The organism is Myxococcus sp. CA040A (genome assembly GCF_013336725.1).
In the GTDB taxonomy this organism is placed as follows: Bacteria; Myxococcota; Myxococcia; order Myxococcales; family Myxococcaceae; genus Myxococcus; species Myxococcus llanfairpwllgwyngyllgogerychwyrndrobwllllantysiliogogogochensis.
In genome coordinates this window covers 1-13,732 of sequence record NZ_JABUMR010000026.1, presented here as the reverse complement: position 1 = coordinate 13,732, position 13,732 = coordinate 1, and the positions used below count along the sequence as shown (strand labels likewise).

Genomic DNA, 13,732 nt, shown 5'->3' with positions numbered 1-13,732 from the left:
GTGCGACGGGGTGTGAACGCGGCCAGCGGCAAGCGCGCCTCCAGTAGGTAGGTCTCGGACGCCGTCCCCGCCCTCCCCGACACTCTGAGGCATGGCAGGTGTTGAGTCCCGCGCCCGGGGCGAGTCGACGGATGGTGAAGAAGGGGCTGCCCGCCCCCTGACGGTGGACCAGCAGCGTCTCTGTGAACGGTGGCGCCCGCTGGCCCTGGGGCTGACGTTGAAGCGCCTGCACGGGGCTGGGCTCGGGCACCACGAGGACGAGGCCGCGGGGCTGGCTGCCGATGCGCTGGTGAGTGCCGCCCAGCGGTGGGTGCCCTCCGAGAGCCGATTCCCCTGGTACCTCCGAATGCGTGTTCAGGCGGTGATGTCGCGCTTCATCCACCGACACCCCGAGACGACGAGCTTGGACGAATTGCTCCCCGGCAGCGACCTGGACACCTTCGCCAGCCGGCTCGCGGCCGAGCTCGAGGAGGAGGGCGCCGCCAGCGATGCCCGGGAGCTGTCGCGGAGGGCGGAGGCGGAGATTGTCGCCCGGCTGGTCCAAGGGCGGGATGGGGATGTGGCCCGCCGTCAGGCGCACGAGGCCTTCGAGACCTGGTGGGGGTGTGCGATGGAGGGCCGCTCCGGCGCCGAGGTGGCCCGCGCGCGCGGAGTCTCCCCGCAGGCCGTGGCGATGCGGCTGGCCCGCGTCCAGCGCGTCGTCGAGGCGTGGGGCAGGGCGGTGCGGGGGGAGTCTCGGGTCAGAACCGAATGAACGCATCCCGGGCGAAGTAGAAGTTGAACGCCCGGACCAGGTCATCAACGCTTGGGGCCGGAAGCTGCTGGCGGGCGTTCTCGACGATGTCCTGGACTTGGTGGACGGACAGCACTTCTCGGAGGGATTGCTTCGCGGCGAACTCCGGCACCTCCGTGGAGTAGGTATCTCGCTCCAAGACGACGCACTGCGTGTCCGCCGTCCACGGGGGCCGCGTGGCGCCATACAGCGAGTGGCGCCAATTGCGCGTTGCAACGCTCTCGAACACAGCGCCCAGCGTTTCGAACTTCGGCTCGCTCAACCCTCACCTCTCGTCCCACCCATACCACCGGCCTTGCTGTAGGTGACGGACGCCGTCCCCGCACGCGCCAACACTCGGCGCTGTGGCAGGAAAGCGTCCCAGCACGCCCAGCATGCAGGAGACCCGGAAGGCACCGGCTGACTCGTCGCGCGCGCTGACGGCGAAGCAGGAGGCCTTCGTCCGGGAGTACCTGAAGGACTCCAACGCTACCCAGGCCGCCATCCGCGCCGGGTACTCCGAGGCGACGGCGGAGTCCCAGGGCTCCCGCCTGTTGAGGAATGCCAAGGTTCTGGCGGCCGTGGAGGCTGGCCAGGCGGCCCTCGATGAGGCCGTGAAGGACGAGGTCGTCGTCGAGGTGGCCGAGGTCATCCGCGAGCTGCGGCGTATCGCCTTCTCCGACATCGGCCAGGGCGTGGGCGAGCGCGGTGGGTTGCTCGCGTTGAAGGACATGCCCGAGGACTTCCGCCGCGCCATCTCCAGCATCGAGGTGGAAGAGCTCTTCGCGGGGAAGGGGGAGGAGCGCGTCCAGGTCGGTACGGTGACGAAGCTGAAGCTCTGGCCGAAGGACAAGGCGCTGGAGCTGCTCGGCAAGTACCTGAAGCTGTTCACCGACAAGGTGGAGCTGACGGAGGTGAAGAAGAGCCACGAGGAAGCGCTGGGGGAGCTGGAGTGAGCGCGGCCCGGCAGGCGCGGAAGAAGCCCTCCCTCCGTTCGCAGGTGGCTCGGCGCCGTCAGCCGCGCGAGCTGAGGGGGCGTGGTGGGCGGCCGGTGGCGCAGGACGCGCAGGAGGAGCTGTCGCCGCGAGAGAAGGCCATCCGCCAGCGGCTGAAGGACGACTTCCCCCACTACGCGGAGAAGTGCCTGCGCATCCGCCCGAAGGAGGTGTCTGGGGCGGAGCTGCCGCGGCTGAAGCTGAACAAGGCTCAGCTGTACCTGCACGAGAGGCTGGAGGCGCAGCTCCGGAAGACGGGGAGGGTGCGCGCCATCATCCTCAAGGGGCGCCAGCAGGGGTGCAGCACGTACGTGGAGGCGCGCTTCTACTGGCGGGTGTCGCACCGGAAGGGCGTGAGCGCCTACATCCTCACGCACGAGGACCCGGCGACGGCGAACCTCTTCAAAATGGCGAAGACGTACCACGAGCACTGCCCGGCGCTCGCGAAGCCCACCACGAGCGCGTCCAACGCGAAGGAGCTGATCTTCGACAAGCTCGCGAGTGGCTACAAGGTGGGCACCGCAGGCAGCAAGGGGACGGGCCGCAGCTCCACCCTGCAGTACTTCCACGGCTCGGAAGTCGCCTTCTGGCCCAACGCCTCGGGCCACATGCGCGGCGTGCTGGAGGCCGTGGGCAACGTGCCGGGGACGGAGATCATCCTCGAGTCCACCAGCGACGGGCCGCAGGGACTCTTCTACCGGCTCTGCCTCGCGGCGCAGAAGGGGGAGAACGAGTACGAGCTCATCTTCATCCCCTGGTTCTGGCAGGACGAGTACCGGTTGCCGGTGCCAGCGGGCTTTGAGCGCTCCTCCGAAGAGGTGCGGTACGCGGAGCTGTGCCACAAGGTGCACGGCTACGCCCTGGACGACGGGCAGTTGGCGTGGCGCCGCTCGAAGGTGTCGGCCTTCGAGAAGGGCGTGGCCGACTTCCGGCGCGAGTACCCGGCGACGGTGGAGGAGGCCTTCAAGGCGGCGGCGGTGGGCGCCCTGTGGACTCCTGAGACGCTGGAGAACACGCGCGCCCCTCGCCCGGTGGACGCCGAGGGCAAGCCGTTGCCCATGGTGCGCGTGGTGGTGGCTGTGGACCCGGCAGGCGGGGACGGCCCTAGCAACGACGAGGTGGGCATTGTCTGCGCCGGCAAGGCCTCCAACGGGCACGCCTACGTGTGGCTGGACGCCTCTGGGAAGCTCTCCGCCGAGGCGTGGGCCACGAAGGCGCTGGCGGCCTACGAGCGGGAGTCGGCCGACGCCGTGGTGGGCGAGAAGAACTTCGGCGGCGACATGGTGGAGACCACCATTCGCAGCAAGGCGAAGGAGATGCGCAGGCCCGTCAACGTGAAGGTGGTGACGGCCTCTCGCGGCAAGGCGAAGCGCGCCGAGCCTGTGGCCGCCCTGTACGAGCGCGGGAAGGTGCACCACGTAGGCCTGCTGCCTGCCCTCGAGGACGAGATGACGACCTGGGTGCCCGGGGAGTCCACCTGGAGCCCCAACCGCATGGATGCCGCGGTGTGGGCGCTGACGGAGCTGATGCTGGGCAAGGATGCCGACACCTTCAAGGTGGGGAGCTACCGGTGAGCGCAGCGTGCGCCATGGCGCAGGCACCTGGTGCCGTCCTGTACGTGTCCGGCCCGTACCGCGTCTGGGTGCGGAGCGTGGTGCTAGCGAAGGCCCAGCGCCTGGCCCGGGTGCGTGCACCGCTAGAGACGGGCGGGCTGCTGCTGGGGCAGGTGGTGGACGGCGAGGCCCACGTGCTGGCGCTGACGGGCCCGGGAAGGCGCGCGCGTCGCAGCCGCCTGGGCTACGAGTCGGACGGGGCGCGGGACACCCGGCTGGTGGCGCGTGTCCACCCAGAGCTGCACTACCTGGGCGACTGGCACACCCACCCGGGCGGCCCCGCGGTGCTGTCCGCGACGGACGTGGCCTCCATTCAGGGGGCGCTGACGCCCTCCCGGCCTGAGGCGCTGCACCTGCTGCTGGCGGGCCCGGCCGACATGGGTGACGCCGTGGCCTCTCTCTTCACCCTGGTGCGCGGCGAGTCCGCCGTCCGCCGCATGACGCCCGAGGTGGCAGCGTGACGTGCATTGCTGGAGTGGTGGCGAAGGGCCGCGTGTGCCTGGGCGGGGACAGTGCCGGGGCAGCGGGCGTGCAGCTCGTCCTCCGCAGGGACGAGAAGGTGTTCCGAACGGGGCCCTTCGTCATGGGCTTCACGTCCTCGTACCGGATGGGGCAGGTGCTGCGGTACGCCTTTTCGCCGCCGGCCCCGCCCACCCAGGACGGCGCCCTCATGCGCTACATGGCCACGGCCTTCGTGGACACCCTGCGCGAGGCGCTGAAGACGGCGGGCTGGGCGCGGGTGGAGTCCGGCCAGGAGTTGGGAGGAGTCTTCCTGGTGGGCGTCCATGCGCGTCTCTTCCGCGTCGAGGGTGACTTCCACGTGGGAGAGCCACGCGACGCCTTCGACGCCGTGGGCAGCGGGGCGGACCTCGCCAGGGGCGCCCTGTTTGCCACCCATGCCATGGCGCCCAATGCCCGGGTGCGCCTGGCCCTGCGAGCGGCGGAGCGTGGCAACACGGACGTGCGCGGCCCCTTCCGTCTGGTGTCCACGTGAGCGCCACCGGCCGCACGCCCACCCCGCCGGTGGCCGCGCGCCGCCGTGCCGCCTCCACCTGGCGCCTGCGCGGGCGCGGGTTGCCCCGTGCCGCCCGGCGGGACTCCACCGTGCTGGTGCTGCGCTTCTACGCCTACCTCGAATTCCGGAAGTCCACGCGCCTGTCCCGGCTGTCCCTCCGGGCCTGGCAGTACGTCCACCTCCGCCGCCCCGGCCATGCAGAGAGGGCCCGCCCATGACGTCCGATGTGAGCAACAAGAGCAGCGCCTACAAGGCGATGGAGCCGCACTGGGCCATGGTGAAGGCCCTCCAGGGGGGCACGGAGGCGATGCGCGCCGCTGCGACGACGTACCTGCCTCGGCACGCCCGCGAGTCCGACGAGGCCTACAACGAGCGCCTCCAGCGCAGCTTCCTCTTCAACTACTTCGAGACGTCCCTCTCCACGCTGGCGGAGATGCCCTTCACCAAGCCGGTGGTGCTGGCCGACTCCGCGCCCGAGGAGCTGCACAACCTCGTGGGCGACGTGGACAGGCAGGGCAACGACTTGACGTCCTGGGCCCGCAACGTCTTCACGGACGGGCTGGGCAAGGGGCTGACGCACATCCTCGTCGACTTCCCCAAGGTGGACAGGGCCCAGGTGCAGACGCGGGCGGACGAGGTGGAGGCGGACATCCGCCCCTACTTCGTCCACGTGCCCGCTGACGCGCTCCTGGCTGCCTACGCCACCGTGGAGGGCGGCGCCCAGGTGCTGACGCAGGTCCGCATCAGCGAGGTCGTGACGAAGGTGTCCGGCTACGACGAAGTCGCCGTGGAGCGGGTGCGCGTCATCGAGCGGGAGGAGTGGAAACTCTTCGAGCGGGAGGGGAAAGGCGCATGGACGCTGGTCGACGGCGGGGAGAACACGCTGGGCTTCATCCCCCTCGTCACCTGGTACGCGGGCAAGCCGAAGGGCTTCATGCTCATCCGCCCGCCGTTGCTGTCCCTGGTGGAGAAGAACCTGGAGCACTGGCAGTCCGCCAGTGACCAGCGAAACATCCTCACCGTGGCGCGGTTCCCAATCCTGGCGGCCTCGGGTGTGGCGGAGGAGTCGCCGCGGGAAGAGCGCACCAGCACGGAAGGGATGAGCGCCGAGGACGTAGAGTTCCTCGGGAAGTCGAGAGGGCAGGGCGGCATCACCATCGGCCCCCACTCGCTACTCACCACCACCAACCCCCAGGGGAAGTTCTACTACGTCGAGCATACCGGGGCTGCCATCGAGGCCGGTGCGAAGGACCTGGAGCGCCTGGAGGACCAGATGGCGGCGCTAAGCATCGAGCTGGTCGTCCGCAGGAAGAGCAACACCACGGCGACGGAGAAGGACATCAACACCGGGCAGAGCTACTCGAAGCTCCAGTCCATGGCCCGCCGCTTCGGCGATTCGCTGGCCCTGGCCTTCCACTTCGCGGCCCAGTGGGTGTCCCTGGACGTGCCGGACGACAAGCTGAAGGTGTCCGTCCACACGGACTTCGGCGTGGAGGAGGGGGACGCGCAGGGGCTGGAGGTGCTCTTCAAGGCACGGGCTGCCGGCGACATCTCCCGGAAGACGTTCCTGAAGGAGCTGCAGCGCCGGAGCACCCTCTCCTCGGACTTCGACGAGGAGCTGGACGCGGACTACCTCGAGGCCGAGGGGCCCAGGCTGGGCACGCTTCGCTCGGAGCCGAAGGACGAGCCCCGGCCCCAGCAGCCCGACCAGGGGGCGAAGGAGTCCAGCGGCGAACAGCCCGCGCAAGGGCAACCCGCTGCCCCCGCTGGAGGTGCTGCGTGAAGCGGCTCCGTGCCATGGGGGCCGAGCTGGCGTTGAAGGTGGCGTCCGTGCTCGCCGATGTGGAGGGGGCGTCAGCGGCTCGGTGCGAGTGCGGGGAGCGGCTCAGGGAGGCCTGCGCCACCTGCACTCGGTGCGGAGCCACGCCACCGCGGTGGGAGGCACCCGGGGTGAGGGCGCGCCGCTGGCCTCGCTGCTCCTGCTGCTCAGAGCCGATGGACGCCAGCCGCCTCACGGCCTGCGTCCACTGTGCGGCCGCGCTTGAGCAGCGCGCGGTGCGGGAGGCATTGGCGCGCCTGGTTGGTGCGCACGGTGAGGCGCCCGAAACGACAGGGGAACCGGGAGGAAACTCCTCGGAACCTGGGCAGACGGTGCGCACCGCAGAACAGGCTGCCGGCGAGCTGGACCTGGAAGAGCTCGGGCGCGTGGCCCGCGCGGCCGCCCGGCACGACGAGGGCTGGACTCTGGAGACGGCAGAGACGTCGCCCCACCTGGCCGAGGACCCGGCATCGAGCGTTCATCTGCCCCTGGAGTCCCGCAGCACGGCCCGTGTCGCCGCCGTGTGCTCGGCGGGCGCCTTCCTGCACGTGGCTGGGCCGGTGGCGGCCGTGCCGGACCGAGCGCGCCACGTGCTGGCCTTCCAGCCCCGCGTGGTGCTGGGCCTGCTGGCGGAGCTGCGCGCGCTTCGGGGGGCGAGAGCGGGTGAGCGGTGCTGACGGCCTGTGTTCAGCGGTGGGGCGCGAGGCGGGCCAGCTACCGGCCGGCGGGGGAGCCCATCCAGACGCGCGAGTACGAGGTGGCCACGCTCGCCCGAGACACCGAGGCGCGCGCCTTCGTCGAGGCGCACCACTACAGCGGCTCCTACCCAGCGGCGCGGTGGCGCTTTGGCCTTCACCGGCGCGGCGCGCTGGTGGGCGTGGCGGTGCTGTCCCAGCCAGTCAACGACAAGTCGCTGGCCGTGTTCCCCGGCGGGGCGGCGTCCTCCGTGGAGCTCGGGCGCTTCGTGCTGCTCGACGAGGTGCCCGCCAACGGGGAGACGTGGTTCCTCGCGCGGGCCTTCGAGGTGCTGGCGCGCGACGGGGTGGTGGGCGTCCAGTCGTTCGCGGACCCGGAGGCCCGCACCACCGCGAGCGGCGAGCTGGTGTTCCCCGGGCACGTGGGCACCATCTACCAGGCGCACAACGCGGTGTACCGGGGACGGGCGACGCCGCGCACGCTGCACCTGCTGCCCGACGGGACGGTGTTCAGCGCGCGCGCCGCCCAGAAGGTGAGGGCGAGGGAGCAGGGCTGGCGGTACGCCGTGGCGCAGCTGGTGGAGTCCGGCGCCCAGTGGCCGGCGCCTGGCGAGGACCTGCGCGGCTGGCTCCGGGAGTGGCTGCCCCGGGTGACGCGCCGACAGCGCCACCGGGGCAATCACCGCTACCTGTGGGGGCTGCGTCCCGCTGTCCGCCGGCGTCTTCCGCCCAGCCTGCCGTACCCGAAGTGGGAGCGCTCGTGAGGGTGCGGACGCGGTGAAGGCCGCAGCGCCCCTGCCAATCATCGACCTCGTCAACCGCGTTGGTCGCGACCGGGCTCATCTTCGGGGACACGCCACCGCCAGTAGCGCTCTGGCTTGACCCACACGACTGTCTCGGTGGTGAGCGCCATGAACGCGTCGAGGAGCGGCTTGGCGAGCACGACGTTGCCGTCGGCATTTTCACGCAACAACGCGTCTGCGCCGTGCTTCACCAGCATGTCGACGACGTCGTCTTGATAGAGGCACGCGTCGCGGTGGAGGTGGCCAAGCATCCAGTTGGCCGCGTCGGCGGGGGTCATGTGCTCTGCCCGCTCGTGCCAGGGGAAGGGGGTGGTGGATTCGCCGGGGCGCGTTCCAACGAGTCTATAGGGAACTCCCCCTCCTCTAGTTTTTTGCCCGCGAACCATTGACATTTGTAAGAGTAGTTGCCGGTTGCATACTGAAACTTCACCGTCATGTTTGGGCCGCCGCTCTTGAGCCTTACGATGTCGCCGATCTGAAACCCTGCCTTTGCCTTTGCCATTCACTCCCTCTCTGCGTGTGGTTGGGTGACACTACCCGAACGGGCGTGACGCGCGAGCCCTAACCGGTTGCCACTTCGGAAGGTGTCCTCGGCACGGGTGAGCCTGGGGGGCATGCGCATTGACGTTGCCCTCCTCGTCACCCCGGCCATCCCTGGTGGCCGCATGGTCCGCGTGGGCGACGAGCTCTTCGTCCGGCACATGAGTGAACTCTTCCTCGTCGTGGCTGGTGCCCGGTGGCACCCGGCGGAGACGGGGTGTCCGGCGTGGACGTCCGCCACCGAGTGCCAGTGCACGCGCGGCGGTGACGCGTGAGCGTCTACGTCGACCAGCTCGTCCCGCACCCGCCACCGAAGGATGCGGCCACCCGTCGGGCAGGCGCGCCCCACGGGCACCAGTGGTGCCACCTCTCCTGCGACCCGGGCGGGGAGGAGGAGTTGCACGCCTTCGCGGCCCGCATCGGCCTGAAGCGTGAGTGGTTTCAGGCCCCGCCCAAGGCGAGCAAGCCGCACTACGACCTGACGCCCCCGCGCCGAGCGGCGGCGCTCGAGGCTGGGGCCGTGGAACTGGACCGCGCGGGGCTGCGCGCCTTCTTCGCGCGGTGGAGGGCGCGCCGGTGAGCGGCACCACCCGCACGGCCAACGAGGAGATCCTCGAGCGCACGGTGGTGCACTCCGTCCAGGTGACGCGCGTCTTTCACGCTGTCTTCCTGCCCCGGCCGGAGTTCACCACGGTCGTGCGTGCGGTGGGCGCCACGCCGAGTTCCGCTACGGACGTCCGGGTGGAAACCGCCGTCGGGTCCAACGACTGCCTTCCCTGGGGCTGCTGGTGAGCACCGGCCCGACGATGAACGAGGAGCTGCTGGAGCGCTCCATCGCCCACGGGGTGCAGGTGGAGCGCTACAAGGCAGGCCTCGTCCGCCGCGTGGTGGAGGTCCTCAACGAGTCCGAGGAGGACCTGGAAGCCGAGCTGACGAAGCGCCTGTCCCGCATTGAGGCGGCGGGCGGGTACGACGCCGGGCCCCAGGTGACGCGGCGCATGGAGGAGATGCTGGCCAGGGTGGGCGGCGTGCGCGCCGAGGCGTACGGCACGGCGATGGGCCTCATGACTGAGGAGCTGGGCGCCTTCGCGCTGCACGAGGCCAGGTGGCAGGCGGCGGTGCTGCGGGAGACGCTCATCGTCGAGCTGTCCGTGGCCACGCCCACCGCGGAGGTGCTGCACGCGGCCGCATTCTCTCGGCCCTTCGAGGGGCACGTGCTGAAGGACTGGGCGGACGCCCTCGCCCCCGCCGACGTGGACAGGCTGGGGCGCGTCGTGCGCCAGGGCGTGGTGGAGGGCAAGACGACGCAGCAGATGGTGCGCGAAGTCATGGGCACCCGAGCCGAGGGCTACTCCAACGGGATACTGGAGACGAGCCGGCGCAACGCGGAGTCGGTGATTCGCACCGCCACCAACCACGTCTCCACCCAGGCCCGGGAGGAGGTGTTCAAGGCGAACGCGGACATCGTCCAGTTCGTCCGCTTGGTGGCCACCCTCGATGGCCGCACCACGCTGGGGTGCATGGCGCTGGACGGGAAGGTGTTCCCCGTGCGCGACGGACGCCGTCCTCCTTTCCACCGAGGCTGCCGCACAACCACGTCGCCAGTCATTGACGGCGTGAAAATGGTGGGAGACCGGCCCTCTGTCACGGACACACGCACAAGGCGTCAACGGGACATCGACTTCCGTGCCGAGGCCAAGGCCAAGGCGGGCGAGGCGCGCTGGAAAGCCATGTCCGAGATAGACCGCGCGGCCGCCATCTCTCGCCAACGCCAGAAGTGGACGCGGGAGAACGTCGGCCAGGTGCCCAAGGGCCTGTCCTACGAGGAGTGGCTCCGGAAGCAGCCCACGCCATTCCAGGACGAGGTCCTCGGGCCCACGCGCGCCCGGCTGTGGCGTGACGGCCGCTTGCCGTTGGGGCGCTTCACCGACGCCAGCGGGAAGACGCTGACGCTGGAGCAACTGCACGCGGCGGAGGCCGCGGCTTTCAAGCGGGCGAAGTTGTAACGGACCCGCGCGCAGGACGAGAGGAGAAGACGCACATGCCGTTCGAGTGGCAGCCGGAGCTGGAGAAGCTGGACGAGGTGCCCGAGACGTACCGCGGGCTGTACGCGAAGAAGGACGGCGCGGAGGGCGAGGCCCCGAAGTTCACCCTCGACGGGGAGCTGGCGAAGCGGCTGGACACCTCCGCCCTCGCCAACACGCTGAAGAAGGAGCGCGACATTGGCAAGGAGCTGAAGAACCAGCTCGCCGGATTCACGAAGCTGGGGAAGGCGCCGGAGGAAGTCGAGAGGCTGGTGGCCGACTTGCGCGCGGAACTGGCCGAAGCGCGTAAGGGGAAGGAGGGCGCGGAGGCGTGGGAGAAGCAGCGCACCACGCTGGAGGCGAACCACACCAAGACCCTGGGCGAGAAAGATGCCGAGGTGAAGCGGCTGACGTCCGTTCTCCACACCCGCATCGCCGAGTCCGCCGTCCGCGACGCGCTCGTGAAAAATGAAGGGGCTGTCGATCTTCTCTTACCAATCGTCGCGCCCAACGTGACTTTGGTCGAGGAAGACGGCGAATTTTTGGTCCGAATTACTGACGAGAAGGGCAACCCTCGCGACAGCAAGTCGGGCAGCCCCATGACGGTCGAAGAGTACGTCCTGGAGCTCAAGAAGGACCCGCGCTTCGCTCGTGCCTTCAAGGGCACGGGTTCCTCGGGCGGCGGGACGCCCTCGGGGGCGAACTCGGGAGGGATTCCCGGGAGTAGCGGCAAACTGACCCCGGTGGGACGTATCTCCAAGGGGTTGAAGAAGTAGCACCCGTCGCGGGTGCGCGTGATGCGGCTCGCGACAAACCGGGAGGGATTCCCGGAGGCAGTCACTCTTCCTCAAAGCCAGACGTCGCCAAAGGCTCCCCGCAGCCCCGCCCTTGGCGCGCCTTCCCTCTGCCGTTCTTTCCCTCGCTCCGAGGAGGAGCGCCTTCCTATGTCTTCCATTACCCTTGTCGAGGCTGGCAAGCTCACTCAGGACGATCTCGTCGGCGGCATCATCGAGAGCATCGTCACCGTTGACTCCTTCTACCAGGTGCTCCCCTTCGTCCCGGTTGAGGGGCCCGCCATTGTCTACAACCGCGAGTCCTCGCTGGGCGACGTGCAGATGCTGGGCGTCGGCGGCACCATCACCGCCAAGTCGCCCACCACCTTCGTCCAGGTGACGAGCGCACTGAAGCGCATCATCGGCGACGCCGAGGTGGACAACTTCATCGAGGCGACGCACTCGGACACCACCGACCAGAAGTCGCTCCAGGTGGCGGGCAAGGCCAAGGCGGTGGGCCGCAAGTACGCCAACCTGCTCGTCAATGGCACCGGCGCCAATGACGAGTTCGAGGGCCTGCTGGGGCTGGCGAGCGCGGGCCAGACGCTGGTGGCCGGGCCGAACGGCGCTGACCTCTCCTTCGACCTGCTGGACCAGCTCCGGCAGAAGGTCACCGCGAAGGACGGGAAGCTCGACTTCTTCATGATGCCGGGCCGCACCATTCGCTCCTTCAAGACGCTGCTGCGTACGCAGGGCGGAGCCGGCATCATCGAGACGGTGGAGCTGGCGGACGGCGTGGAGGAGGTCCTCGTGTACGAGGGTGTCCCCATCTTCCGGAACGACTGGATTCCCACCAATCAGACGCAGGGCACCAGCACCACCTGCACCAGCATCCTCGCCGGGTGCCTGGACGACGGCACCCGCAAGGTGGGCATCGCCGGGCTGCACGCGAAGAAGCAGATGGGCATCCACGTCGCGGAAATCGGCGAGGCGGAGTCGAAGGACGAGTCCATCACCCGCGTGAAGTTCTACTGCGGGCTGGCGGTGTTCAGCGACCTGGGGCTGGCGGTGCTCCAGGGCGTGAAGAACTGAGCGACGCGCTTTTCGGCTGGGCCTGCCCGCGGGGACTTCCTGCCTGGGCGGGTGCGGCCCTCAACCTCGCGCCCGGCATGTGCTGGGCGCATTCCCTGTGGAGCAACACATGGCTGGAAACCGACTGACGGTGGACGTGGCGTTGGTGGGTCCGCGCGAGGGGGAGACGTGCAGCCTCGCGGGCTTCGACTTCAAGGACGGCGTGGCCGAGGTGCCGAGACACGCGGCGACGGCCCTCCACATTCTCGGCAAGTACCACAGCGCCTTCCAGGTGGACTCGCGCGAGTACGAGGAGGCCCAGGCGAAGTGGGTGAAGGAGAAGGCGAGCGCGGAGTCCGCCGGTGCCGCAGACCCGAAGCTGGTGTCTGCGCTGGAGGACGCGAAGTCGCACATCGACTCGCAGCAGGCGGAGATGGAGCGCCTCCGGGCAGAGCTGCGCGAGGCGAAGGCGGCGAGCGCCAGAGCTCTGGCGCCGTCAGAGCTGGAGAAGCTCCTGTCCGAGGCGCGCGAGGCGAAGGCGGCGACGGAGCTGGCGAAGGCCCCGGAAGAGCCCGCCCCGACCGACGCGAAGGGCCCCAAGGCGCCGAAGGCCTTCAAGGCGCCGAAGGGCGAGTAGGCCAAGGAGCAACCGCCCATGCCCATTGACGCGACGCCGGGCGGCCCTGCCGCCGACTCGTACTGCACCCTGGTGGAGGCGGACGCCTACCACTCCGCGCGAGCGCACAACGCCGCGTGGGAGGCCGCCACGGTGGAGCAGAAGGAGCGCCACCTGAAGTGGGCCACGAGTCTCTTGGACACCCACTACCAGTACCTGGGGGCGCGCGTCAGCGAGGCCCAGGCGCTGGCGTGGCCCCGGCGTGGCGTGCGGCTGGACGGGGTGGACGTGTCGCCCCTCACGGTGCCGCTGCGCCTGCGTGGCGCGGTGGCGGAGTTCGCCTTCCGCCTCATGCCCGAGGACTGGACGGCAGGGCTGGGGCCCGTGGTGGACAGCGGCGTCCAGGTCGGCCCCCTGAAGACGACGGCGGAGACGCACGTGCCCATTCCGGCCCAGGTGGCGCAGGTGCTGTCGCCGCTGGTGCGCACGCGGCCGGGCATTGGCTCCCTGCAGGTGGTGCGAGGGTGAGTGCCCAGGCGGACAGGCTGGTGCGCAAGTCCCTCGCCCTGCTGAAGAAGTACGGCCAGGCGGCGACGCTCACCCGGCGCACGGTGGGGGCGTACGACGTTGCCACCTCGGCGCCGGCCGTGGCGGTGGCCACGTACCCGGTGACGGTGCAGGTGCAGGCCGACAGCGGGCAGGACAAGGAGGGCGACTCGCTGGCGAAGGGCAGCACGGTGCGCGCCGCGCGCCGCAAGCTGCTGGTGGCGGCCGGCGGCCTGTCCGTGGTGCCGGCGCCAGGTGACGAGGTGGGCCCGCTGGAGGGCCGCACCTGGACTGTCCTGGCGACGGACCCGCCCGTGCAGTTGGGCGGGACGCCCATCCTCTACACGCTGCGGGTGGCCTCGACATGAGCACCGTCAGCCGCACGGACGCCAAGGTCCGCAAGGGCGCCAGCTTCTCCCGACAGGTGGCGGCCTTCGTGGGCGCGACGAA

At 70.0% G+C, this 13,732-nt stretch carries 21 protein-coding genes; 18 read left to right on the top strand and 3 right to left on the bottom strand.

What is annotated here, in order from left to right; all coding sequences use genetic code 11:
• Nucleotides 1–91 precede the first annotated feature (91 nt).
• On the top strand, nucleotides 92–754 hold the full coding sequence (locus tag HUA75_RS45885; protein WP_174490117.1) for a hypothetical protein: 663 nt from the start codon (nucleotides 92–94) through the stop codon (nucleotides 752–754).
• On the opposite strand, the gene HUA75_RS45880 is transcribed toward HUA75_RS45885, so the two are convergent.
• Nucleotides 741–1,055, bottom strand: coding sequence for a hypothetical protein (locus tag HUA75_RS45880; protein ID WP_174490116.1), 315 nt, complete (start codon nucleotides 1,053–1,055; stop codon nucleotides 741–743). The genes HUA75_RS45885 and HUA75_RS45880 overlap by 14 nt on opposite strands.
• A gap of 112 nt (nucleotides 1,056–1,167) precedes the next feature.
• On the opposite strand from HUA75_RS45880, the gene HUA75_RS45875 reads away from it, so the two are divergent.
• From HUA75_RS45875 to HUA75_RS45840, 8 genes are all read left to right on the top strand, one after another.
• On the top strand, nucleotides 1,168–1,728 hold the full coding sequence (locus HUA75_RS45875; RefSeq protein WP_174490115.1) for a terminase small subunit: 561 nt from the start codon (nucleotides 1,168–1,170) through the stop codon (nucleotides 1,726–1,728).
• Nucleotides 1,725–3,341, top strand: a complete 1,617-nt coding sequence (locus tag HUA75_RS48185) for a hypothetical protein (RefSeq protein WP_174490114.1) — start codon at nucleotides 1,725–1,727, stop codon at nucleotides 3,339–3,341. The genes HUA75_RS45875 and HUA75_RS48185 overlap by 4 nt, the downstream gene beginning before the upstream one ends.
• Nucleotides 3,338–3,841, top strand: coding sequence for a Mov34/MPN/PAD-1 family protein (locus HUA75_RS45865; RefSeq protein WP_174490113.1), 504 nt, complete (start codon nucleotides 3,338–3,340; stop codon nucleotides 3,839–3,841). Before HUA75_RS48185 ends, HUA75_RS45865 begins: the two co-directional genes overlap by 4 nt.
• The gene (locus HUA75_RS45860) at nucleotides 3,838–4,374 is read left to right on the top strand and encodes a hypothetical protein (RefSeq protein ID WP_174490112.1); all 537 of its coding nucleotides are present in this window, start codon (nucleotides 3,838–3,840) and stop codon (nucleotides 4,372–4,374) included. The genes HUA75_RS45865 and HUA75_RS45860 overlap by 4 nt, the downstream gene beginning before the upstream one ends.
• Nucleotides 4,371–4,613 carry a hypothetical protein gene (locus tag HUA75_RS45855; RefSeq protein WP_174490111.1) on the top strand — a complete coding sequence of 81 codons (243 nt, stop codon included), beginning with the start codon at nucleotides 4,371–4,373 and terminating at the stop codon, nucleotides 4,611–4,613. Before HUA75_RS45860 ends, HUA75_RS45855 begins: the two co-directional genes overlap by 4 nt.
• On the top strand, nucleotides 4,610–6,178 hold the full coding sequence (locus HUA75_RS45850) for a DUF4055 domain-containing protein (protein WP_174490110.1): 1,569 nt from the start codon (nucleotides 4,610–4,612) through the stop codon (nucleotides 6,176–6,178). The genes HUA75_RS45855 and HUA75_RS45850 overlap by 4 nt, the downstream gene beginning before the upstream one ends.
• Before the next feature lie 368 nt (nucleotides 6,179–6,546).
• Nucleotides 6,547–6,891, top strand: coding sequence for a hypothetical protein (locus tag HUA75_RS45845; protein WP_174490109.1), 345 nt, complete (start codon nucleotides 6,547–6,549; stop codon nucleotides 6,889–6,891).
• Nucleotides 6,885–7,673, top strand: coding sequence for a hypothetical protein (locus HUA75_RS45840; RefSeq protein ID WP_174490108.1), 789 nt, complete (start codon nucleotides 6,885–6,887; stop codon nucleotides 7,671–7,673). The genes HUA75_RS45845 and HUA75_RS45840 overlap by 7 nt, the downstream gene beginning before the upstream one ends.
• A 50-nt stretch (nucleotides 7,674–7,723) precedes the next feature.
• Here HUA75_RS45840 and HUA75_RS45835 read toward each other — a convergent pair whose 3' ends face one another.
• Entirely contained in the window at nucleotides 7,724–7,990 is a 267-nt protein-coding gene (locus tag HUA75_RS45835; protein WP_174490107.1) for a hypothetical protein, read from the bottom strand.
• On the bottom strand, nucleotides 7,987–8,214 hold the full coding sequence (locus HUA75_RS48180; RefSeq protein ID WP_174490106.1) for a DUF2158 domain-containing protein: 228 nt from the start codon (nucleotides 8,212–8,214) through the stop codon (nucleotides 7,987–7,989). Before HUA75_RS48180 ends, HUA75_RS45835 begins: the two co-directional genes overlap by 4 nt.
• Before the next feature lie 112 nt (nucleotides 8,215–8,326).
• Here HUA75_RS48180 and HUA75_RS45825 point away from each other — a divergent pair, with 112 nt between their 5' ends.
• The 9 genes from HUA75_RS45825 to HUA75_RS45785 all read left to right on the top strand — a co-directional run bounded on the left by HUA75_RS45825 (nucleotide 8,327) and on the right by HUA75_RS45785 (nucleotide 13,650).
• On the top strand, nucleotides 8,327–8,527 hold the full coding sequence (locus HUA75_RS45825; protein WP_174490105.1) for a hypothetical protein: 201 nt from the start codon (nucleotides 8,327–8,329) through the stop codon (nucleotides 8,525–8,527).
• Nucleotides 8,524–8,832, top strand: a complete 309-nt coding sequence (locus HUA75_RS47420) for a DUF4031 domain-containing protein (protein WP_174490104.1) — start codon at nucleotides 8,524–8,526, stop codon at nucleotides 8,830–8,832. The genes HUA75_RS45825 and HUA75_RS47420 overlap by 4 nt, the downstream gene beginning before the upstream one ends.
• Complete coding sequence (locus tag HUA75_RS45815) at nucleotides 8,829–9,044, top strand: hypothetical protein (protein WP_174490103.1); 216 nt, start codon at nucleotides 8,829–8,831, stop codon at nucleotides 9,042–9,044. Before HUA75_RS47420 ends, HUA75_RS45815 begins: the two co-directional genes overlap by 4 nt.
• A complete protein-coding gene (locus tag HUA75_RS47415; protein WP_174490102.1) occupies nucleotides 9,041–10,258 on the top strand; it encodes a minor capsid protein in 1,218 nt (405 codons plus the stop codon). Before HUA75_RS45815 ends, HUA75_RS47415 begins: the two co-directional genes overlap by 4 nt.
• 35 nt (nucleotides 10,259–10,293) lie before the next feature.
• Nucleotides 10,294–11,052, top strand: coding sequence for a hypothetical protein (locus HUA75_RS45805; protein WP_174490101.1), 759 nt, complete (start codon nucleotides 10,294–10,296; stop codon nucleotides 11,050–11,052).
• A 168-nt stretch (nucleotides 11,053–11,220) separates the two neighbouring features.
• Complete coding sequence (locus tag HUA75_RS45800; RefSeq protein ID WP_174490100.1) at nucleotides 11,221–12,141, top strand: major capsid protein; 921 nt, start codon at nucleotides 11,221–11,223, stop codon at nucleotides 12,139–12,141.
• 109 nt (nucleotides 12,142–12,250) lie between these two features.
• On the top strand, nucleotides 12,251–12,757 hold the full coding sequence (locus HUA75_RS45795; protein ID WP_174490099.1) for a hypothetical protein: 507 nt from the start codon (nucleotides 12,251–12,253) through the stop codon (nucleotides 12,755–12,757).
• Nucleotides 12,758–12,775: 18 nt separating this feature from the next.
• Nucleotides 12,776–13,264, top strand: a complete 489-nt coding sequence (locus HUA75_RS45790) for a DnaT-like ssDNA-binding protein (RefSeq protein WP_174490098.1) — start codon at nucleotides 12,776–12,778, stop codon at nucleotides 13,262–13,264.
• Nucleotides 13,261–13,650, top strand: coding sequence for a hypothetical protein (locus HUA75_RS45785; protein ID WP_174490097.1), 390 nt, complete (start codon nucleotides 13,261–13,263; stop codon nucleotides 13,648–13,650). The genes HUA75_RS45790 and HUA75_RS45785 overlap by 4 nt, the downstream gene beginning before the upstream one ends.
• Nucleotides 13,651–13,732 lie beyond the last annotated feature (82 nt).